The 23,599-nt window shown below is 33.5% G+C and carries 18 protein-coding genes and 1 pseudogene; 11 read left to right on the plus strand and 8 right to left on the minus strand.

Translation table 11 applies throughout. From position 1 onward, the window contains the following. Nucleotide 1: 1 nt before the first annotated feature. From ACE939_RS07720 to ACE939_RS07735, 4 genes are all read right to left on the minus strand, one after another. Nucleotides 2-370 (minus strand): sulfite exporter TauE/SafE family protein, encoded by a 369-nt coding sequence (locus tag ACE939_RS07720; protein ID WP_378188353.1) that lies wholly within the window; start codon nt 368-370, stop codon nt 2-4. A gap of 7 nt (nt 371-377) precedes the next feature. After that, the gene (cls, locus tag ACE939_RS07725; protein WP_378188354.1) at nt 378-1,838 is read right to left on the minus strand and encodes a cardiolipin synthase; all 1,461 of its coding nucleotides are present in this window, start codon (nt 1,836-1,838) and stop codon (nt 378-380) included. 5 nt (nt 1,839-1,843) lie between these two features. After that, a complete protein-coding gene (locus ACE939_RS07730; RefSeq protein WP_378188356.1) occupies nt 1,844-2,791 on the minus strand; it encodes a lytic transglycosylase domain-containing protein in 948 nt (315 codons plus the stop codon). A 70-nt stretch (nt 2,792-2,861) separates the two neighbouring features. Further along, the gene (locus ACE939_RS07735; RefSeq protein ID WP_378188357.1) at nt 2,862-3,584 is read right to left on the minus strand and encodes an alpha/beta hydrolase; all 723 of its coding nucleotides are present in this window, start codon (nt 3,582-3,584) and stop codon (nt 2,862-2,864) included. Between the two features lie 232 nt (nt 3,585-3,816). Between ACE939_RS07735 and ACE939_RS07740 the strand changes: the two genes are divergently transcribed. Beyond that, nucleotides 3,817-4,128 (plus strand): N-acetyltransferase, encoded by a 312-nt coding sequence (locus ACE939_RS07740; protein ID WP_378188358.1) that lies wholly within the window; start codon nt 3,817-3,819, stop codon nt 4,126-4,128. 40 nt (nt 4,129-4,168) lie between these two features. Here the strand turns inward: ACE939_RS07740 and mtaB are convergent, their stop codons facing one another. Further along, nucleotides 4,169-5,488 carry a tRNA (N(6)-L-threonylcarbamoyladenosine(37)-C(2))-methylthiotransferase MtaB gene (gene mtaB / locus ACE939_RS07745; protein ID WP_378188359.1) on the minus strand — a complete coding sequence of 440 codons (1,320 nt, stop codon included), beginning with the start codon at nt 5,486-5,488 and terminating at the stop codon, nt 4,169-4,171. A gap of 234 nt (nt 5,489-5,722) precedes the next feature. Here mtaB and ACE939_RS07750 point away from each other — a divergent pair, with 234 nt between their 5' ends. Further along, a complete protein-coding gene (locus ACE939_RS07750; protein ID WP_378188424.1) occupies nt 5,723-7,294 on the plus strand; it encodes an ABC transporter substrate-binding protein in 1,572 nt (523 codons plus the stop codon). A 4-nt stretch (nt 7,295-7,298) separates the two neighbouring features. Here the strand turns inward: ACE939_RS07750 and ACE939_RS07755 are convergent, their stop codons facing one another. Both ACE939_RS07755 and ACE939_RS07760 read right to left on the minus strand, forming a co-directional pair. Beyond that, nucleotides 7,299-8,480, minus strand: a complete 1,182-nt coding sequence (locus ACE939_RS07755; RefSeq protein ID WP_378188361.1) for a GlmU family protein — start codon at nt 8,478-8,480, stop codon at nt 7,299-7,301. Between the two features lie 112 nt (nt 8,481-8,592). Beyond that, nucleotides 8,593-8,844 carry a type B 50S ribosomal protein L31 gene (locus ACE939_RS07760; RefSeq protein ID WP_378188362.1) on the minus strand — a complete coding sequence of 84 codons (252 nt, stop codon included), beginning with the start codon at nt 8,842-8,844 and terminating at the stop codon, nt 8,593-8,595. A gap of 172 nt (nt 8,845-9,016) precedes the next feature. Between ACE939_RS07760 and ACE939_RS07765 the strand changes: the two genes are divergently transcribed. From ACE939_RS07765 to ACE939_RS07795, 7 genes and pseudogenes are all read left to right on the plus strand, one after another. Further along, on the plus strand, nt 9,017-9,544 hold the full coding sequence (locus tag ACE939_RS07765) for a DUF4199 domain-containing protein (protein ID WP_378188363.1): 528 nt from the start codon (nt 9,017-9,019) through the stop codon (nt 9,542-9,544). Nucleotides 9,545-9,658: 114 nt separating this feature from the next. Then, complete coding sequence (locus tag ACE939_RS07770; protein WP_378188364.1) at nt 9,659-10,606, plus strand: glycosyltransferase family 2 protein; 948 nt, start codon at nt 9,659-9,661, stop codon at nt 10,604-10,606. A gap of 59 nt (nt 10,607-10,665) precedes the next feature. Continuing rightward, nucleotides 10,666-12,392, plus strand: a pseudogene (locus tag ACE939_RS07775) (phospho-sugar mutase). 27 nt (nt 12,393-12,419) lie between these two features. Beyond that, nucleotides 12,420-14,249, plus strand: coding sequence for an ABC transporter ATP-binding protein (locus ACE939_RS07780; RefSeq protein ID WP_378188365.1), 1,830 nt, complete (start codon nt 12,420-12,422; stop codon nt 14,247-14,249). Nucleotides 14,250-15,541: 1,292 nt separating this feature from the next. Continuing rightward, entirely contained in the window at nt 15,542-16,084 is a 543-nt protein-coding gene (locus tag ACE939_RS07785; RefSeq protein WP_378188425.1) for an RNA polymerase sigma factor, read from the plus strand. A 16-nt stretch (nt 16,085-16,100) separates the two neighbouring features. Further along, nucleotides 16,101-16,622, plus strand: coding sequence for a hypothetical protein (locus tag ACE939_RS07790; RefSeq protein ID WP_378188368.1), 522 nt, complete (start codon nt 16,101-16,103; stop codon nt 16,620-16,622). A gap of 5 nt (nt 16,623-16,627) precedes the next feature. Then, on the plus strand, nt 16,628-17,065 hold the full coding sequence (locus ACE939_RS07795; protein ID WP_378188369.1) for a hypothetical protein: 438 nt from the start codon (nt 16,628-16,630) through the stop codon (nt 17,063-17,065). A gap of 18 nt (nt 17,066-17,083) precedes the next feature. Here ACE939_RS07795 and ACE939_RS07800 read toward each other — a convergent pair whose 3' ends face one another. Next, nucleotides 17,084-18,154 carry a WD40/YVTN/BNR-like repeat-containing protein gene (locus ACE939_RS07800; protein WP_378188371.1) on the minus strand — a complete coding sequence of 357 codons (1,071 nt, stop codon included), beginning with the start codon at nt 18,152-18,154 and terminating at the stop codon, nt 17,084-17,086. Between the two features lie 73 nt (nt 18,155-18,227). On the opposite strand from ACE939_RS07800, the gene ACE939_RS07805 reads away from it, so the two are divergent. Together ACE939_RS07805 and purL are read left to right on the plus strand one after the other, a co-directional pair. Beyond that, nucleotides 18,228-19,439, plus strand: a complete 1,212-nt coding sequence (locus ACE939_RS07805; protein WP_378188372.1) for an RsmB/NOP family class I SAM-dependent RNA methyltransferase — start codon at nt 18,228-18,230, stop codon at nt 19,437-19,439. A gap of 154 nt (nt 19,440-19,593) precedes the next feature. Further along, nucleotides 19,594-23,259, plus strand: coding sequence for a phosphoribosylformylglycinamidine synthase (gene purL, locus ACE939_RS07810; RefSeq protein ID WP_378188373.1), 3,666 nt, complete (start codon nt 19,594-19,596; stop codon nt 23,257-23,259). Nucleotides 23,260-23,599: the final 340 nt, after the last annotated feature.

Below are 23,599 nucleotides of genomic sequence, written 5' to 3' on the forward strand. Positions count from 1 at the left end.
TCTATTTATTCACTATCATTTTAAGGGCTACAAATAAGAGAATACCTCCAAAAATTTTCTTTAAGAGTGTTTGATTAATTGAAATAGCTAGTTTGCTCCCCAAAAATCCTCCGATTATAAAGGTTAATGCAATTACAAGTGCATATTTCCAGTTAACAAAACCTTCTTTATAATAAGTAAACGCTGCCAATACAGTTACTGGTATTGATAAAACAGCCAAACTTGTTCCTTGAGCTTCATGTTGTGAAAATCCTACAAACAAGATTAACAAAGGAATCATGACAACACTCCCTCCAATACCCAAGGTTCCACTTAAAAAGCCCGCTAGTAATCCAATAGCTACCAAGTATATAATAATAGTTGAACTCATAGTTTCATTATAATAAAGGAGCCCACAAACGGCAAAAAGATTCTTTCAGTTTATCCCCAAATGGTCGATTAATCCATTCTTCTAGTTTTAGTTCCTTGCACTCTTTGAGATCATCATTATAAATCGATAATAATCTATGTGTTGTTATACTATCATATATCAGCGCATTAATTTCAAAATTGATATTAAAGCTACGATAATCCATATTAGATGTTCCAACAGTAGCAAAAGAATCATCTACCACAATTGTTTTTGCATGTAACATTCCTTTACAATATCTATACACTTTAATATTAGACTCAAGTAAACTCTCCAGATAAGAATTACTAGCATATTTGGCGGCCCAAGAATCACCTATATCCGGTATCATAATTTTAACATCTATTCCGCTTCTTGCTGCTGCTTTCAAAGCTGTTAAAATAGGTTCATTTGGAATAAAATATGGAGTTGTTATATACACATATTCCTCGGCAGTAATAATTGCTGTAAAAATAGCCTCCATTATATTAGCCCAATCAGTGTCTGGCCCGCTAGCTGCTATTTGAACAGGAACTTTGCCTTTCTGTACAACTTTAGGAAAAATTGCATCACTAATCTCGATACTTTCATCCTCTCCACAAACAAAATCCCAGTTAAGGAGAAATTGGCTCTGTAAAGATTTAACTGCGTGTCCTTTTATCCTTAAATGCGTATCTCTCCAATACGTTTTATTTAATCCATTTACATAGGTGTCAGAAACGTTAACACCTCCTACATATCCAATTGCACCATCTATAACTACAATTTTACGATGATCTCTATAATTGAGCTTACGTGTCAAATTAGGAAACCAAACAGGCATAAAGGGTTGAATAGCTATAGAACAATCACGCATCTTTTTGATCAACCTAGATGGTAATTCGCTTCCAACATAATCATAACTAACACGTACAGTAATTCCTTCTCTGGCCTTATCACATAATATATCGATCAAACGGTTACCAATCGTATCATTGCGAATGATATAGTATTCTACGTGAATATGATTTTTGGCATTCTTAAGATCTTCAAAAAGTAATTCAAACTTGCGTTCGCCATTGATTATAACATCAACTTCATTTTTAAAGGTTAATGGAGATTTTTCATTTTTCTGAATTAATCTAACCAAACGAATTTTGTGTTCCAAAAACTTTTCTTCATAATGTTCAAGTTCTTCATTATCTAATAATAACTCCTTTTCCCATTTCTTAATTTTAGAATTATCAAAAACATGTTTTCTTCTAAAAATCTTGGTCTTACGATATTCTTGACCAAAAAATAAATAAATAACGATACCTATAAATGGCAATACTACCAAAGCTAATATGTAAGACATCGTGGTGTGTGGGTTTCTATTATGCATTAATAGAAAACCCATGACAGAAAGTGCCACAATATAATTAAGTACGATAAGAAGTGTCCAAATATTAGCTAATATCCAATCTAACATAATTATTATTGACCTACAGTTGTCTTATAAATTCCTTTTTCTGGAATTTTAATTAAATATTCTTTACGCGAGGCATTATTTAAATGTGTCTCACGCAACCATGGATTGTGAAGCTTTAAAATTTTATAATTGATATCGAATTTTTCTGCAAATTTTGTGAAGTTTGTTACCGCTGTATCTACCTTAACATTAAATGTGGGAATTTTATCATATAAATCTTTATCAGAAAAATTAAAACCATACTTAGATGGATTACTAAGAATCTCTTTTAATGCAACAATTCTAAAAACATATCTTCCAGTCTCCTCTCCTAGCAGAATGTCATAATAGCTAGTTACATTTTGTCTCTTTAATTGTTTATCAATACCATAATTACCTGCGTTGTATGCAGCAGCGGCCAAGGTCCAATTACCAAACCTTTCTTTGGCCGATAATATATATTTACAGGCAGCTTCAGTACTTTTTTCTATGTGATACCGCTCATCCACATTTTTATTAACTTCTAATCCTAGCTCTTTACCAGTTCCGCTTAATAGCTGCCAAAATCCTTTAGCATTTGCTGGAGATACAGCTTGCGTTAATCCACTTTCTATCACTGCTAGGTACTTAAAATCATCTGGGATCCCATACTGTTCGAGAATGGGTTCTATTAGTGGAAAGTATTTATTTGCACGTTTAAAAAGTAATAATGCATTAGATTGCCAGTAGGTATTTACCAACAATTCTCTATCCATTCTCTCTCTTATGTCTGGATTATCAACAGGAACTAGTTCTCCTGCAAAATTCAAATTTTCAGGCATTGGGATCGCATAAACATTATAATCATTAATTAATTTCTGTTCCAACTGTTGCTGTTCTACAATTTTTTCTGGTTCCTTTTGTGTAGCATTTATTAATACTCCGGCAGTAAAAACTACCCCTAGACTTACTAAAATTCTTTTAATCCTCTTCATTATATCGTAGGTTTTATTCGGGTTACACTAATGCTCCTAATATAAGTGAAATCTATTTATAATTATTATATTATTTCTTAATTATTTCAGGAAGATGTTTGTTAAACCACCGAGCTCGGTTGACTATCATTATATGTGTTCCCTTTGGTACAACAATACATCCTTTAATATTACCTATCGGAAACACAATATCCTGATCTCCATGGATATGTATCAAATTATCTGAAGGAGTTTCTTGATCCCAGCAAACCATTTGCTCTATCGCCCAGTCCAAATAGCTTTTATCCTTAATTGCTAAATATTTTTGATACATACTAGCTCTCTTTTTTGCAAAATCACCAAAAGCTAATTTTTCCCAATTATCTATCTTGGAGATAAGAGTCGTTGGCAGTAATTTATAAGCTTTAGTTTTACGAGCTATAAGCATACGTTTAGGTAACTCATACTTACTTTTTACACTAGAGATAATGATGACCTTTTTAAATTTACGAATTTTGGCCATTTCTTGAACTATGACTCCACCAAAAGACACTCCTACCAAAACACTGTTATCATGATGTACATCCTTACACATCCGTTTTGCATAGGCTTCTATGGACTCCTTTTGTTTGGGGATTTTCCAAGGAATAGTATACGTTTGATAAGTACTTACTGGTAGTTTTATATATTCAAAAATGGAGACATCGGCAGCCATTCCTGGAACAAAATAAACATGCTCAACTTGCTGTTGCATAGGTTTTTTAACAATGGATTGTATAATTAAGGCTCTAATTTTCTTATCTTTGCGTATCAAAATTATGATTTTATCATGTGAGATAAAAATATCATTAGGTAATGTTATATTGTAAAGGGAAAACATTTCTAACCGTCAAGACCAAAACTTAAATAGCATTAAAGATATAACTTTTTTGTTATGTCTTTAATACAAAAATCTATTTAAGACTCGATACTTTTGATTGCTATTGATTGTAATTTACATTTAATAGTATTTTATAATGTATGAAATTGGATTTAATTTTTTAAATATGGAACACATCAGCGGGATTGAATTAGAGATTATTGATAATGAATTTCTAAGACAATTCGAAACTACTATCGAAGGTCAAAAAGCTAAAATTGAATATTCTCAACAAGAACGAAAAATCTTTCTTACAAAACTTGTTATGAGTGATGAGCTATCTCAAAAAGGTTTTGATGAAGAATTTATTATTGCTGTTTTTAAAATCATCGAAGATCGTAATATACGACTAGTACCTACTAGTCCTATTATCGCCAATTTTATGAGAAAAAACAGAAGAAAGTACAAAGATTTGCTTCCTGTTGGAATCAATATTTAGAACCAAAAAAGTCCGTTTTATAAACGGACTTTTTTTTGCTTTATATAGACAATAATTCAACACGTACCATACCCTCTTCGTCTATCTCTGTAAGCCGAACCTTGTGCATTGTATTACTATATATCGGATTCCATGGCATTCTAATTTTCACATAATTCTCTGTAAATCCATGGATATAGCCTTCTTTATTTTCTGATTCAAAAAGAACTGTATGAACAGTATCGAGTTGACTTTCGTAAAAAGCACGACGTTTTTTGACCGATAACCCTCTAAGCATTTTACTTCTCTTTTTGCGCACGTTCATAGGAACCACACCATTCATAGTAGCTGCTACAGTATTTTCACGTTCGGAATAAGTAAATACGTGTAAATATGAAATATCTAACGTCGATAAAAAATTATACGTATCCAAAAAATAATCATCTGTTTCTCCAGGAAAACCAACAATAACATCTACACCTATACATGCGTCTGGCATTTGCTCTTTTATCCTATGCACGCGATCCACATACGTATCTGTTAAATACCTGCGGCGCATTAACTTCAAAACTTCATCACTTCCCGATTGTAACGGAATATGGAAATGAGGTACAAAGGCTTTGGATTGACTCACAAATGAAATTGTTTCATTCTTTAACAAGTTAGGTTCAATTGAAGAAATACGTAATCGCTCTATACCCTCTACTTTATCCAACGCCTCAACTAATTCAAAAAAAGTATGCGCATGTTTCTTGTTTCCAAATTCACCTTTTCCATAATCTCCAATATTCACACCAGTGAGCACAATTTCCTTTATGTTTTTGGCAGATATCTCTCTAGCATTGTTTAACACATTTTCTAAAGAGTCACTTCTTGAAATCCCTCGAGCTAGTGGGATTGTGCAGTATGTACATTTATAATCACACCCATCTTGAACCTTTAAAAACGCACGTGTACGATCTCCAATAGAGTAACTTCCTACATAAAAATCAGCTTCTTCAATTTCGCATGAATGAACTTCTCCAAAATCATTTTTAGACAGATCATTAATATAGTCTGTAATATTGAATTTTTCGGTAGCTCCCAATACCAGATCAACACCATCAACAGCTGCCAATTCTTCGGGTTTAAGCTGGGCATAACATCCTACTGCGGCGACAAAAGCATCAGGATTAGATTTTTGAGCTTGCTTTACAATAGTTTTAAACCTTTTATCCGCATTCTCGGTAACCGAACAGGTATTAATAACATAAATATCTGCTGCTTCATTAAAATCTACACGTTCAAAATTTTCATCGACAAAACTCCGTGCTATGGTAGAAGTTTCAGAAAAATTTAATTTACAACCTAAGGTATAAAATGCTACTTTTTTTTGAATCATACACTCTATTTCTCTTAACCTGTCTTGATATTTATTACTTTAAAAAACAATAAATCTCAACACTGATTCATTTAATTTATAAGTTCAACATATAAATGCGTGACATGTGACGATAAGATGAAGAAACTTTCTTATTTTGAAGGCGTAAAGATACCAACAAAAATTCGTTTACTAAAATTGAAAACACTTACATTTACATTTATAAAAAACATTGTCTCAACGGTTTATCTAGCGATGCTATTTGCATCATGCACTACCGCAACCAATACGGATCTTAACCATTTGGTGTTTAGATATAATCAATACGATAATGTTAGTTCTCTTGATCCTGCTTTTGCTAGAAATATCGCCAATATCTGGGCTACAAATCAAATTTTTAATGGATTAATCCAGTTAGACGATTCACTTAAGATTGTTCCCGATATAGCAAAACACTGGAATCAAAGTAAGGATGGATTAGAATTTACCTTTACACTACGTGATGATGTATATTTTCATAAACACGCAAAATTTAAAAACACCGACAGCACGCGTAGGGTAACGGCAGATGATTTTGTCTACAGCTTTGACCGATTGATTGATCCCAAAATTGCTTCTCCAGGCAATTGGGTGTTAAACAAAGTTGAAGAATATACTGCCGTAAATGATACTATTTTTAAAATTAAATTGAAACAGCCATTTCCTGCTTTTCTTGGATTACTTGGCATGCGATATTGCTCTGTCGTTCCCAAAGAAATTGTACGATATTATGGCACTGAGTTTAGATCTCATCCCATAGGCACAGGGCCTTTTAAATTTAAGTTATGGGAAGAAAATATTAAATTAGTACTTCGTAAAAACACTTTATATTATGAGAAGGATGAGCAAGGCAAAAGTTTACCATACTTAGAGGCTGTTGCCATAACTTTTTTACCAGATAAACAAAGTGAATTTTTACAATTTGCTAAAGGTAATATTGATCTATTAAATAGCTTAGATGCATCTTATAAGGATGAATTACTAACTCCATCGGGAAAATTAAGAGCACGTTACATTGATAAGATTACGCTAGATAAAGGTCCTTATTTAAATTCTGAATATTTAGGGTTTTATCTTGACGCCAACGTCCCAGAGATCCAATCCGAACTATTGCGCAAAGCTATAAATTATGGTTTTGATAGGAATAAAATGATCATGTATCTCAAAAACAATATCGGCACTCCGGCACATAGTGGATTTATACCCAAAGGGATTTTAGGATATTCTGAACAACAAGGATATGAGTATAATGTAAATATAGCCAGATCACTAGTTGATCAATATACTGTAATTACAGGTGATACAAGTCCAAGCATCACAATAGCGACTGATGCAAATTACTTAAGCATTTGCGAATTTATACAAAGAGAATTAGAAAAAATAGGAATTAATGTGGCAGTGGATGTCCTCCCTCCTTCTACACTTAGAGAACAAAAATGGAGCGGGAAGCTACAATTATTTAGAGCAAGTTGGATTGCCGATTATCCAGATGCAGAGAATTTCTTGTCCCCATTTTACAGCAAAAATTTTACTCCAAATGGGCCCAACTATACACATTTTAAGAACGAAACATTTGATAAATTGTATGAACAAAGTTTTTTAATAACAGATGATCAAGCACGAGCACAAGTATATTCAACAATGGATTCTATACTTATTGCCAAAGCTCCCATCATACCTTTATACTATGACGAAGTAGTACGATTTACTCAAAAAAATGTTCGCGGATTAACTACGAATCCTCAAAATTTTTTGGTTCTAAAACGTGTTTGGAAAGAAAAAGAATAGTATTTTATTTATCATAAGAATTACGCCATTTCTGCGTGGACTCAAAAATATATTCAAGAATTTTCTCGTCCATCTCGGTAAATTCAACACCTCTACGGGCCATCACTACCTTCGCTACCTCAAATGCTTTTTTTGTGACATAGGTAGTAAATCCATTACTACCACCCCAGCTATAACTAGGCACAAAATTTCGTGGAAATCCGCTACCAAAAACATTCGCATTCACACCAATCATAGTACCTGTATTGAACATGGTATTGATCCCACATTTTGAATGGTCTCCCATCATCAGACCGCAAAACTGCAACCCTGTTTTGGCAAAGTTTTCTGTTTCATAACTCCATAAACGTACTGGAGCGTAATTATTTTTCAAATTAGATGTATTGGTATCAGCTCCAAGATTACACCATTCTCCAATAACTGAGTTTCCCAAAAAGCCATCATGCCCTTTGTTAGAATACCCAAATAATACAGAGTTACTTATCTCACCACCAACTTTAGAATAAGGACCAATAGTAGTTGGTCCATAGATTTTTGCGCCCATTTTAACGGTCGCACCTTGACATAAAGCAAAAGGTCCGCGAATTAAACTACCCTCCATTACTACTGCATCCTTACCAATGTAAACTGGTCCGCTACTTGCATTTATAATAGCACATGACACGGATGCTCCTTCTTCTATAAAAATATTTTCTGGACAGATAAACGTATTAGTTTTGTCGACAGCTTGACTTTTTCTATCCTTTGTAATTATATCAAAATCCCTTTGTAAAGCTGTTCCATTTTTGGTGAAAATATCCCAAGTCGTTTTAACAGTCTCAATTTCTTGATCAAAAACAATCTGCTCGTAACTCTCAAAATCTACGTCTTGATCCTCCTGTACATAAAATGCTACAGGCTCTCCTGCAATAAAAATTCCTTGATTTGGCTGTAAGCCTTTTATGGCTTCTACCAGATACTCTGTTGGTAAATACGAAGCATTTATCATAACATTTTCTACGAATTCAACCATCGGAAATTTCTCGCTAAGGTACGCTTCGGTTACGGTCGATGTAGTGCTTCCCAAATAATTTTCCCACTTCTCTCTAATAGTCAATATTCCAATACGGATTTCGGCAACAGGTCTAGTAAAAGTAAAAGGAAGCAGCGCATTACGAGCGCTCCCGTCAAACAGAATGTAGTTCATAAAAAACAGTTGAATATTTTAGCTTTCGATTATCGCTCAAAAATACATCAAGTATAGGCAACAAAAAAGCCTTTCCAGTTGGAAAGGCTTATAAAAAAATCTTAAAACTAAATTACTTTTTGAATTTAGAGTATTTATTTTTGAATTTATCAATACGTCCAGCGGTATCGATAAGTTTTGATTTTCCTGTGTAAAAAGGGTGAGACGTTCTAGAGATCTCTAATTTCACCAACGGATATTCAACTCCGTCTACCTCAAGAGTTTCTTTAGTATTTGCCGTAGATTTAGTTAGAAAAACCTCTTCATTAGACATGTCTTTAAACGCTACTAATCTATAATTTTCAGGATGAATATCTTTTCTCATGGTTATAATCTTTTCTTTTTTCGAGGTGCAAATTTAAATATATTCTGCGAAACTACAAGAGCAATAGTGTTTTTTTTATGTTTTTGATGTAAAAAAGGATTTTTATCTTACTCCTGTAACGTTTTTCTATATTTGTAGACTCATCAAATACAATCAACCAAACCTTTCAAATATGGAAAATACTCAAGTTGCTACAAAAAAAATTATTATAAACTATGGCCTTTTACTAGGTATTGCATCTGTTATCTTTGGTGTTATCCTTTATGTAACCGATGGCTATATGGATCAAAACTGGGTGCATTCTCTTATCGGATTTGTTATACTTATTGCTGGTATCATATTTGGTATCAAAGCATATAAAACTGCAAATGGAGGTTTCTTAACTTTAGGGGAGGGTATAAAAGTAGGTATAGGCATTGCATTGATTGGTGGACTTATAAGTGTGGTATGGACATTAATACTCATGCAAGTAATCGAACCAGATATGATGGAAAAGATGTCAGAAATCTCACGAGTAAAGATGCAAGAACAATATCCTGATTTTACGCAAGAACAATTAGACCAAAGCGCAGCAATGGCAGAAAAGTTTTCTTCGCCTTTTATTATTTCAGCTTTTAGTTTATTATTTAATTTATTTTTTGGTTTTATCTTTTCACTTCTGTCAAGTTTAGTAATGCAGAAAAAGCAAACTTTTAAATAACATCGTATAATTTACTAATAAGAACTCCTAAAAGAGCGTTTATAACTTTAGGTAGATTATCATACTTTTTACTTAAATACTTATAAATTTGTATTTGTAATTAAAATAAATAACGTGGATATATCTGTGGTCATACCGCTGCTCAATGAGCAAGAATCACTTACCGAATTACATGATTGGATTGCAAAAGTTATGCAATCCAATTCTTTTTCTTACGAAATTATTTTTATTGATGACGGTAGTACCGACGGTTCTTGGGATAGCATTTTAAAATTATCCCAACAAAATGAATTTGTAAAAGGTATTCAATTCTTGAGAAATTTTGGTAAATCTCAAGCCTTACACGCAGGATTTGCCGCAGCAAAAGGAACTGTAGTAATAACTATGGATGCCGATTTGCAGGATAGTCCAGAAGAAATACCAGAATTATATAAAATGATTATCACAGAAAACTTTGATTTAGTTTCTGGATGGAAGAAAAAGCGTTACGATTCGGTAGTGGCAAAGAATTTACCATCAAAATTATTTAATGCTGCTGCTAGAAAAACTTCAGGAGTCACTTTAAATGATTTCAATTGTGGTTTAAAAGCATATAAAAATCAAGTAATAAAAAATATTGATGTACACGGAGAAATGCATCGATATATCCCTGTTTTAGCTAAAAATGCGGGATATACCAACATTGGAGAAAAAGTTGTTATACATCAGGCTAGAAAATATGGGAAAACTAAATTTGGAATGAGCCGTTTTATTAACGGTTTTCTAGATTTAATAACCATATGGTTTATGTCTCGCTTTGGCAAACGACCTATGCACTTCTTTGGATTGATAGGTACTGTTTTATTTTGTGTAGGTCTGTGTTTCTCTTTATTTTTGGGTATTGACAAACTATTCATAGAAACGCAAGGTAGAATGATCGCCCAACGACCAGAGTTTTATATTGCGCTTACAGCTATGATATTGGGAACCCAATTTTTTCTAGCTGGATTTCTAGGAGAAATAATTCTCACAAGCAAACGCAATAAAGAACGTTACAAAATTGCCGATCAGATAAAATTGTAAAGGTTAGAACCCTTTCTAGTTGGTTATAAATAGTATTTTTGTATATAAAATTTGAGAAAATGCCGCACATAGACGCTAACATACAATCACAAATTGACGAATGGTTAACCTCCCTATTTGATAAGGAAACCCAACAAGAAATCTTAGACCTTCAGCACACTAATCCAAAAGAATTAGAAGAGAGTTTTTATAAAAATCTCGAATTTGGTACGGGAGGTATGCGAGGAATTATGGGTGTAGGTACTAATAGAATTAATAAATACACTTTAGGAAAAAACACTCAAGGACTTAGTAATTATTTAAAAACAACATTTCCTAATATACAACCCAAAGCAGTTATAGCTTACGATTGCCGAAACCAAAGTGATACCTTAGCAAAACTTGTTGCCGATGTGTTCTCTGCCAATGGTATTAAGGTATACCTTTTTTCTGAACTTCGCCCTACCCCAGAATTATCCTTTGCTGTCAAAGAATTAGGATGTCAATGTGGTATCGTACTTACTGCAAGTCATAATCCTCCCGAGTATAATGGTTACAAAGTGTATTGGGATGATGGAGGACAATTAGTCCCCCCCAGGATGCCGAAATTATTAAGGAAATTGAATCTCTAACATATGCTGATATAAAGTTTGAAGCAAATCCAGATTTAATCGAATTAATTGATAAAAAAATCGATCAGATATTTATTGAACAGAGTGTTAAAAATGGTAGTTTTATAGCAACTGATAACGCAAAAAAACAAACTAAAATTGTTTTTACATCTTTACATGGCACCTCGATCACATTAGTTCCTGAAACCCTTAAACAGGCTGGCTATACCGATGTTCATATTGTAAATAAACAAGCTACACCTGATGGTAATTTCCCTACAGTAAAATCTCCCAATCCAGAAGAACCAGAAGCTTTGGCAATGGCGATGGATCTAGCCAATACAATCGACGCAGATATTGTGATAGGTACTGATCCAGATTGTGATCGTTTAGGTATAGCAGTACGAAACAATGATGGACATTTGGAACTTCTTAACGGAAATCAAACCATGGTCACTATGACTTGGTTTCTATTAGAGCATTATAAAAAGAAAGGTTTTAAAGGGAACGAATTTATAGCCTCTACCATTGTATCCACACCTATGATGCGTAATCTAGCTCAAGCCTATAATGTAGATTATAAGGAGGTACTTACGGGGTTTAAATGGATTGCCAAGTTAATTAAAGATTTTCCAGACAACCATTTCATCGGTGGTGGTGAAGAAAGTTTTGGTTTTATGGTTGGAGATTTTGTACGTGACAAAGATGCTGTTACAGCTACCCTACTCGCCTGTGAAATTGTAGCTTATGCAAAAGATAAAGGAAGTTCTTTTTATAAGATGTTGCTAGATTTATATACCCAACATGGATGTTATAAGGAAAGCTTGATCTCTCTTGTCAAAAAAGGTAGAGATGGCGCTAAAGAAATACAACAAACCATGATAAATTTAAGAACCAATTCTCCAAAAGAAATTGGTGGAGAAAAAGTTGTATGCATTGAAGATTATCAAAAAAGTACCTCAGAAAATATTTTGAACCACGATATAAAAACATTAAAGGTCCCAAAATCTAATGTTCTAATTTTTTACACAGAAAAAGGAAGCAAAATCGCAGCACGTCCCAGTGGGACAGAGCCCAAAATAAAATTTTATATAAGCGTTAAAGAACCACTAAACGCAGTTTCAGATTATACTATCGTGAACAAAAGGCTTGATCAAAAAATTCAAGCAATTGCATCAGACTTACAATTGAGTTGATTGTAAGCATTTACAGATAATTTATACATGACATATTTCAAACAAATTCTGCGTTTTGCAATACCTTATCGCACATACGGTATACTTAATATTATATGCAATATTTTCTACGCAATATTTAGTACCCTTTCTTTTATTGCTTTAATTCCTGTCTTAAAAGTTCTTTTTAGTTCAGACAAAGAAGTAACCTATTATGAACCTGTATGGAACGGTATTTCAGATGCCAAAGCATATTTAACTGATGTGCTTAACTGCTTTATTGTAGAAACTGTTGAGACCGAAGGAAAAATGTACGTTCTTACCTATATGATTATCGGAATAATTACAATTTTCATGTTAAAAAACTTGTTCAATTATTTGGCCATGTTCTTTATTACTTTTTTACGTAACGGTGTGCTTAAAGATATTAGAAATGAATTATATGATAAAACCGTAAGCCTTCCGCTATCTTACTTTTCAGAAAAAAGAAAAGGAGATACCATGGCTCGAATATCCTCAGATGTATTAGAAATTCAACATTCATTTTTGTCGATTTTAGAACTAATTGTCAGAGAGCCATTAACCATTTTATTTACCTTAGCGGCAATGCTCTTTTTGAGCGTTAAACTGACACTTTTTGTATTTATTTTTATCCCTGTATCCGGTTTTATCATCTCACTGATTGGTAAATCATTAAAAAAACATTCGGATAAAGTTCAAAAAGAACAAGGTATCTTTTTATCAATTGTTGAAGAAACTCTCGGCGGACTCAAAGTCATAAAAGGTTTTAATGCAGAGAAAAATTTTAGTAATAAATTTAAAGCTTCTACAAATCGCTTTTTTGATTATTCGAACACCCTACTTAATCGTCAAAATTTGGCATCGCCCACTAGTGAATTTCTAGGTATTTGTGTGATTTCTGTGTTATTACTTTATGGAGGTCGACTCGTTTTTATCGACCAATCATTACAAGCGGAAATGTTTCTAGCCTACATCGGATTAGCCTATAACATTTTAACACCTGCTAAAGCAATTTCTAAAGCAAACTATGGTGTTAAGAAGGGTAATGCAGCGGCAGAACGTGTTTTGGAAATTTTAAATACAAAATCCCCTCTTGAGGACACACCAGATGCTCTTGTTAAAACCGATTTTATATCAAACATTTCATTAGAAAATATCTCTTTCAAGTATGAGAATGAGTATGTGCTTAAAAATTTCAGTCTTACCGTTCCCAAAGGTAGCTCGGTAGCCCTTGTTGGACAGTCTGGTAGCGGTAAGTCAACGATTGCAAATCTGGTTACTCGCTTTTATGATGTGAACGAAGGAGAAATTATGATTGATGGTATAAAAATCAAAGATTTACAAAAAGAATCACTTCGTGCTTTAATGGGGCTTGTTACACAAGATTCAATTTTATTTAACGATACAATTAAAAATAATTTATTAATTGGATCAGAAGAAGCTAAAGAAGAAGAAATTATAGAGGCACTTAAGGTCGCAAATGCATGGGAGTTTGTTAAAGATTTACCAAAAGGTATTCACACCAATATCGGAGATAGCGGTAATAAACTAAGTGGAGGGCAAAAGCAACGAATATCGATAGCAAGAGCGGTACTCAAAAATCCCCCCATCATGATCTTGGATGAAGCAACATCAGCGTTGGATACAGAAAGTGAGCGTCTGGTACAATCTGCCTTAGAAAATATGATGAAAAATAGAACCAGTATCGTGATTGCACATAGATTATCTACAATTCAAAATTCAGATGTAATAATAGTAATGCAAAAAGGTACTATTGTCGAACAAGGTACTCATGAAACTTTATTAGCTCAAAATGGTGCTTATCAAAAATTAGTTACTATGCAGTCTTTTGAGTAAACTCTAATAGCAGAGAACTGATGCAATAAAAAGAGCGCCAATGGCGCTCTTTTCCTTTCACACAAATCATCTTAATTTTTAGGGCTTATTCTAAAATTAAAACTCACTCTTATAGAAACTTTCATCTTGGGGAAAATGAAAGTAATATTTTATTGTTACATGACAAACATACCACACATTGCTCAGTTAAACAAATAAATAAAGCATTTAATCGATGAATTAGTGTTTTTTAACATAATTAAGATAACTGTAAATAATATGAAGTAATCTTATTCTTACATTTTTATGATGAATTGGTAATAATAAAGTATCCTCTATATTTGATACAAATAAAAAAGAGCGCCATTGGCGCTCTTTTCCTTTCACACAAATCATCTTAATTTTTAGGGCTTATTCTAAAATTAAAACTCACTCTTATAGAAACTTTCATCTTGGGGAAAATGAAAGTAATATTTCATTGTTACATAACAAACATACCATACATTATTCAGTTAAACAAACAAATAAAGCATTTAATCGATAAATTAGTGTTTTTTAACATAATTAAGATAACTGTAAATAATATAAAGTAATCTTATTCTTACATTTTGACAGTGAATTGGCAATGATAAAAATATCCTGTATATTTCATACAAATAAAAAAGAGCACCATTGGCGCTCTTTTCCTTTCACACAAATCATCTTAATTTTTAGGGCTTATTCTAAAATTAAAACTCACTCTTATAGAAACTTTCATCTTGGGGAAAATGAAAGTAATATTTCATTGTTATATGACAAACATACCATACATTATTCAGGTAAACAAATAAATAGAGCATTTAATCGATTAATTTATGTTTTTTAACATGCTTAAAATGTTAAAAAACAATAATATGTAATACTAATCCTACAAAATAAATAATGAATTGTGAATGATAACGTACCTTTATATTTGATACAAATAAAAAAGAGCGCCAAATGGCGCTCTTTTCCTTTCACACAAATCATCTTAATTTTTAGGGCTTATTCTAAAATTAAAACTCACTCTTATAGAAACTTTCATCTTGGGGAAAATGAAAGTAATATTTCATTGTTACATGACAAACATAGCATACATTATTCAGTTAAACAAATGATTATAGCTTTTAATCGATAAATTAATGTTTTTTAACATAAATAAAATGATTAAAAACAATATTATGTAATACTAATCTTACAAAATAAAAATTAATTACTTTTAAACCTTTTGTTATAATGAAAGTCTTACTTATATTGAATGCATAAATCTTATAGTTATAGAACTTTTGACAGAAATAAATAAAGACGAACATATCACCAAGCTATTATTGAATGGTAGTGATAAAGATTTTGCTTTCAAAACATTGATCGAACATTATGGTAAGCCTCTATATTGGCATATTCGAAATATGGTTAAGGATCATGATGATGCTAATGATGTATTACAAAATGTTTTTATTAAAGTTTATCGCCATGTAGATAATTTTAAAGGTGATAGTAAACTTTTTTCTTGGATTTATAGAATTGCAACCAACGAATCGATCACATTTTTAAACAACAAGGCAAAAAAAAATAATATCTCAAATGCAGAGCTTTATCAAAAATTAACCTCTAATCTCGAGGCTGATATTTATTTTGAAGGAGATGAAATACAGCTTAAATTACAAAAAGCGATAGCTTCACTTCCTCAAAGACAACAGCAAGTTTTTAACATGAAGTATTTTGAAGATCTTACCTATAAAGAGATAGCAGAAATATTAGAATTGACCGAAGGCTCGCTAAAAGCTACGTATCATCTAGCTTCAAAAAAAATTGAAACTTATTTAAAGAACTATTAGGACCCAATACGAAAAAGTGAAATTACCTCAAAAACATATAGCAAAATCTGGATTTACAGTCCCAAAAGATTATTTTGAAACCATGGGTGAATCAATGTTCAAGAATGCATCTGGAACTAATTCTGCTTTGGATAGTTTGCAAACTACCAAATCTGGCTTTACAGTTCCTGATAATTATTTTGAAAACTTAACAGATTCTATTGTAAAGAATTCCAAGCTTAAGAAATCTGATAAGAAATTATTTTACCTTAAGAAAACACAATTAGCCCTTATAAGTGGTATTGCGGCCTTATTTATACTTATGTTCACTCTAAGTAAGTTTTCTTCGCAACCATTTTCTATAAATGACCTTACTGTTGCAGATATCGAAAACTATTTTGGAGAAGATCCCATAGATTATGAAAATTATCAAAGTTACCTATATAGTACTACAGAAGAATTAACGAATACAATGAGTTTTTCTGCTATTCAAGACAATAGTATCGAGAATTATTTATTATTAGAAGAAATACAAGTAGAATTGCTTATTCAATATTAAAAACTATGAAACGAATTAATTTAATTTTTATATTACTTTTTACTTTTCAGTTTGGAGTTGCACAAAAGAGTTCGAGAGAAAAAATAAGAGCCTATAAAATTGCCTTTTTTACAGAACAACTTCAATTATCTAGTGAAGAAGCGACAAAATTTTGGCCTGTTTACAATGCATATGATCAAAAATTACATGACCTTAAGAAACAAGAGCGTCAGTTATTTAAAACTTTTAAAGGGCAATCGACACAAGATTCGTCAGATGAGTATGCAAATAAACTTTTAAATCAATATACACGTACAGAACAAAAACAATTGTCTACAAAATTAGCTATGATTGACGATCTTACCAAAGTCATTTCTAGCCAAAAAATTTTGTTACTGTTTAAAGCAGAATATGAATTTCATAAAAAGCTTATGCAACGTCTAAGACAACAAACCAAAGAATAATATTTAAAATACTTTATACTAATCAAAGTATAATTTAGCAATCTTATTTTTGCCAGCTGCTATAGCTATAGAGTCATTAATAAATATCATAGTATAAAAACTTTCCTTACTCAACTCTTTCCAAGACACGCCTTGATCGTTTGAATATGAAATTCCTGTAACTCCTAAAGCAACTATTTCTTTGGCCAAACTATTAGGTACATAACGTACACAACTTTTGTATCCTGGCCCCTCAGAATCAGCCACGAGACTCCATGAGTTTCCTGCATCATTAGTAATCGCCTTATTTGCCCGATTGGCAGTTGGATTTGTATAATCACCTCCGACGATAAACCCATTTTGACTATCATAAAAATCCATTGCATAAGCACCTGTTGTTGGAGTACCACCAATCATAGGCGTACGTACTACACTCCAACTATGTCCTTTATCCGCAGAATGATACACGCGACTTACCATACCTCCCGACACTATCCAGGCATTATCTCCATGTAGTACAATATTACTATTACTTGCAGCAAACGCGGCCTCTCCCTTTATAATTTTTGGCAAACGCTCACAGCTTATTTTCTCCCACTGCTCTCCACCATCTCTGGTTATTATAATTGATAAACAAGCATTGGTTGGATCTCCTATAGCAATACCTTCATCTTTATTCCAAAACGCCATAGCGTCATAAAAAGTCGCTTCGTGCTTTTCTACATATACAACAAAGTTCTGACCAGTTTTACTATCATGTTTTCTTAAAACTGTTGGAGATCCTACTCCCAAAGAAAAGAAATACACTCCATTAAACGCTGTTGCTCTTTGCTCGGCGGTTCTTGGTTGCGTATCCAGCGAGATAAATTCAGAGTTATCAACAGGAAACAAGGTTTTGGTAGCCGTTATCAGATTTATCAAACCGTATCCTTTGTCGTATCCAAATCCAATTATAGAGTCATTGATTTTGGTTAATGAGCGAATACTTATGGTATCTGTAGACAGTGCTTGAATTGTAACCTTATTGAACCCATGTTGATTTTCAGCCGTTTGTTGTTTTCCACAAGCAGAAAAAACGATACAGCATATTATATAAATTGATACTCGCATCTTAATATTTTAGGGTTAAATATAACACTATTCTAAATCAAACAATTACCTTTGCATCCCTTAAAAAAACACAATGCGTTTACACAGAAATTTAGTCTTTGCCGTCGTTGACGGATTACGAGAAATCTTTAACGAAGGTAAATACGCCGATAAAGTCGTGCGTAACCTATTAAAAAGAGATAAGCGTTGGGGCTCAAGAGATCGTAGTTTTGTAGCTGAAACTTTGTATGAAATTGTACGATGGAAAAGATTGTACTCTGAAATTGCTGAAGTGAATGCACCATATTCTAGAGAAAATGCATTTCGCCTTTTTGCTGTCTGGGCAACGCTTAGAGGTATCACACTTCCTGATTGGAAACAGATAGAACCCACTCCAACACGCCGTATAAAAGGTAAATTTGACGAGCTTATCAAGATTAGAAAATACAGAGAATCTATTCCAGATTGGTTAGATACCTTAGGTGAAAAAGAATTAGAAGCTAAATGGGACAAAGAGATTGCTGCACTAAATATTCAGGCACCAGTTGTTCTGCGCACCAATACCTTGAAAACTACGCGAGATAAACTACGAAGTGTTCTAGAGGATCAAGAAATAGATACTGAATTTATTAAAGGATATCCCGATGCCTTACAATTAACAGAACGAATGAATGTATTTTCTTCTAAAGCTTTTACCGATGGCTTTTTTGAGGTACAGGATGCATCCTCTCAGTTAGTTGCAAACTTTCTCGATGTTAAACCAGGACAACGTGTAGTAGATACCTGTGCTGGAGCTGGAGGTAAATCTCTGCATCTTGCAGCTTTGATGGAAAATAAAGGGCAAATTATCGCCATGGACCTTTATGAAAATAAATTAAAAGAACTAAAAAGACGTACTCGTCGGGCAGGAGCTCATAATATAGAGACTAGAGTTATCGAAAGTACAAAAGATATTAAAAAATTGCACGGCAAAGCAGATCGTGTTTTAATAGATGCTCCTTGTAGCGGACTCGGAGTTTTAAGAAGAAACCCTGATGCTAAATGGAAACTCCAACCAGAATTTCTGGATACAATAAAAGAAACACAGCGTACTATTCTTAAGGATTATTCCAAAATAGTAAAAGCCGGCGGTAAATTAGTGTATGCAACGTGCTCAATTTTACCTTCAGAAAATGAATTACAAGTAAAACAATTCTTATCTAGTGAAGCAGGTCAAGACTTCAACTTTATTAAGGACAAAAAAATATTATCCCACATCTCTGGATACGATGGGTTTTATATGGCACTATTAGAGAAAAAAGCATAATATGATGACGTGATTTCATGCAAACAATCAGCAAAGATTAATTTTTAAAAACCAGTGAATAACTCAGTTTATTTACTGGTTTTTTTCATGCAAATAATTACAGATAAAAGAGTAAATTTGCAGCTTACTAACGCACAACATAAATAAGCGAAGCATGATTAATTTCTTCGGAAACCCAAAGGAAAAAGTATTTGCAGTTCAAACTGAAAAAGAAATTTCGACCGAAAACAGTAAGAAACTTATCTGGTTATTTGGAAACCAACCTCAACTCTCCATGGCGTCTATAGACGCTTTTTTTGTTGGTCCTCGTGCCGCAATGATTACCCCTTGGAGTACCAATGCCGTAGAGATTACTCAAAACATGGGAATCGATGGTGTCTTGAGGATCGAAGAGTTTGAGGCAGTAAATCCAAATTTTGAAGATTTCGACCCAATGATTTCGCAAAAATATACGCTTTTAGATCAGGAATTATTTACAATTGCTATAGAACCAGCAGCTGTACTTGATATTCATGACATTGCTGCCTATAATTCTCAAGAAGGTTTAGCCCTTAACCAAGAAGAAATCACGTATCTTGAGGAAATCGCCGCAAAAATTGGAAGACCATTAACCGACTCAGAAGTTTTTGGTTTTTCTCAAGTAAATTCAGAACATTGCCGTCATAAAATCTTTAATGGTACGTTTACCATTGATGGCAAAGAAATGCCTTCTTCCTTATTTAAACTAATAAGAAAAACTTCAGAAACACATCCTAATGATATAGTTTCTGCATACAAAGACAATGTAGCTTTTATAAAGGGACCAAAAGTTACTCAATTTGCTCCTAAAAGAGCCGATCAGCCTGATTTTTATGATGAAACAGTATTTGATAGTGTAATTTCATTAAAAGCAGAAACTCATAACTTTCCAACTACAGTTGAGCCTTTTAATGGAGCGGCAACTGGTTCTGGTGGCGAGATCCGTGATCGACTTGCTGGTGGGAAAGGTTCTTTACCTCTAGCAGGTACCGCAGTTTATATGACCTCCTATTCACGCCTTGTAGAAAACCGTCCGTGGGAAAAAGCAATGAAAGAAAGAGATTGGCTTTACCAAACACCTATGGATATTTTAATTAAAGCATCTAATGGAGCATCAGATTTTGGTAATAAATTTGGGCAACCTTTAATAACAGGGTCTGTGTTAACTTTTGAACATGAAGAAAGCGCACGTAAACTAGGTTTTGATAAAGTAATAATGCAAGCAGGTGGTGTTGGATATGGTAAGGCAGAACAAGCTTTAAAAGACCTACCCAAAACTGGAGATAAGATTGTAATTCTGGGTGGAGAAAATTATCGAATCGGTATGGGTGGTGCCGCAGTGTCATCTGCAGATACTGGTGAATTGAGTAGTGGTATCGAACTCAATGCGGTACAGCGCTCAAATCCCGAAATGCAAAAACGCGCTGCCAATGCTATTCGTGGCATGGTTGAAAGTGATACCAACCCTATAGTTTCCATACATGATCATGGTGCTGGCGGACACCTTAATTGCCTATCCGAGTTAGTCGAAGAAACTGGTGGTAAAATAGATCTTGATGCTCTTCCCATTGGTGACCCTACTCTTTCTGCCAAAGAAATTATCGGAAACGAATCTCAAGAACGTATGGGACTTGTCATTGGTGAGAAAGATTTAAGTACACTGCAACGTATTGCCAATCGTGAACGCTCTCCAATGTATACTGTTGGAGACGTAACAGGCGATCATCGATTTACCTTTGCCTCAAAAACAACAGGAGAGAAACCTATGGACATGGATTTAGTCGATATGTTTGGAAGCTCGCCAAAGACAGAATTAAAAGACATAACAATTACGCGTGATTACAATCACTTACACTATACTCCAGATAACATCCATGAATACTTACATCAAGTATTGCAGTTAGAAGCCGTAGCCTGCAAAGATTGGTTGACCAACAAAGTGGATCGTTGTGTTGGTGGTAAGGTAGCTAAGCAACAATGCGTAGGACCGCTACAACTTCCATTAAATAATTGTGGAGTTATGGCTTTAGACTATAAAGGAAAAGAAGGTATTGCTACAAGTATTGGACACTCCCCTATTTCTGGTTTAATTAGTCCAAAAGCGGGGTCCAAAAACTCTATAGCCGAAGCTTTAACAAATATTATATGGGCTCCTTTAAAAAATGGTCTCAACGCTGTTTCCCTATCTGCAAACTGGATGTGGCCTTGTAAAAATGAAGGAGAAGACGCACGTTTGTATGAAGCTGTTAAAGCTATTTCAGATTTTGCAATAGCATTAGGTATCAATGTTCCTACTGGAAAAGATTCCTTATCCATGAAGCAAAAATACGCAAATGAAGAAGTTATAGCTCCAGGTACGGTAGTCATTTCGGCAGCAGCCAATTGTACAAATATCAACAAAGTTATTGAACCTGTTTTACAAAAAATAGACGCAAAAATCTATTACCTTAATCTATCACAAGACACTTATAAACTGGGTGGATCCTCATTTGCACAGATTTTAAATAAAATTGGCCATGAAGCACCAACTATAAAGAATGCTACTAATTTTAAGAATACTTTTAATACAGTTCAAAAAGCAATTGAACTTAATATGATATATGCAGGACACGATATTGCATCTGGTGGGTTAATAACTACGTTACTAGAATTATGTTTTGCCGATCAAAATCTTGGAGCAACTTTAGATTTGACTGCATTAGGAGAACCAGATCTTATAAAACTTTTATTTTCCGAAAATGCAGGAATCGTTATACAAGCAGACAAAACGATAGAAAACCTTTTGAAAGAAAATTCAATCGAATTTTTTGAAATAGGAAATGTTACTGAAGGCGCAGACTTAATTATCAAAAATGACCATAATGCTGTCACTTTTGATATTACTGCATTACGTGACACTTGGTATAAAACGTCGTATTTATTAGATCAAAAGCAAACATCGAATAATCTAGCTACAGATCGTTTCAATAATTATGCTCAACAACCTCTTCAATTTACCTTCCCAAAACATTTTACAGGTAAAATCCCCGCTACTTCTGTAAAAAACAATCGCCCAAAAGCAGCGATTATACGTGAAAAAGGAAGTAATTCTGAGCGCGAAATGGCTAATGCTATGTACTTAGCTGGATTTGATGTTAAGGATGTTCATATGACAGATTTGATTACAGGACGTGAAACCTTAGAAGATATTCAATTTATAGGAGCTGTTGGTGGCTTTTCAAACAGTGATGTGTTGGGGTCTGCAAAAGGTTGGGCAGGCGCTTTTTTATATAACGAAAAAGCAAATACTGCATTAACAAACTTTTTTAAGAGAGAGGATACGCTTTCTGTGGGTATCTGTAATGGATGTCAGTTATTTATTGAATTAGGTATGATCAACCCAGAGCATGATACAAAACCTAAAATGCGTCACAATAAATCAAAAAAACATGAGAGTGCTTTTACATCGGTCACCATACAAGAAAATAACTCAATTATGCTGTCCAGTCTTAAAGGAGCAACACTCGGGGTTTGGATCTCTCATGGTGAAGGGAGGTTCGAATTACCATTAGATGAGAATGAATATCAAATTGTTGCCAAATACGGTTATGATCAATATCCCGCTAATCCCAATGGTTCTGATTATAATACAGCCATGATGACAGACACTACGGGGCGCCATTTGGTCATGATGCCGCATATAGAACGTTCAATCTTTCAGTGGAATTGGGCCTATTATCCCGAAAATAGAAAGGATGAAGTATCTCCTTGGTTAGAAGCTTTTACAAATGCAAAAAAATGGATAGCTACTAAAAATAAATAGAACCTAATTTTTAGTTTGTTAAAATGCCAGCGCAACATGCTGGCATTTTTTTCTATATGAGATAAACCTCTTAAATATTTTGCGACGTCATTACAAAAGTTCATTGTTAAAATGATATTTTAGAATACTGTTTATTGACAAATTAAGAAAGACACAATAGTATTGGAAGCTTTTTAATAGAATTATTTAGATTATAATATCGATTTAGCAAAGGTTAATACCTTTTTTTCTATATTAGAGTTGCAGATTATTAGATTTTTTATAATTTGCAGAGCTATGCATGCATAATAATTTTAAATCAATACCACTGTTAACAAAGCGATAATTTTTGTAGCTTGCT

It is taken from the genome of Aquimarina rhodophyticola (assembly GCF_042434915.1).
Classification (GTDB): Bacteria; Bacteroidota; Bacteroidia; order Flavobacteriales; family Flavobacteriaceae; genus Aquimarina.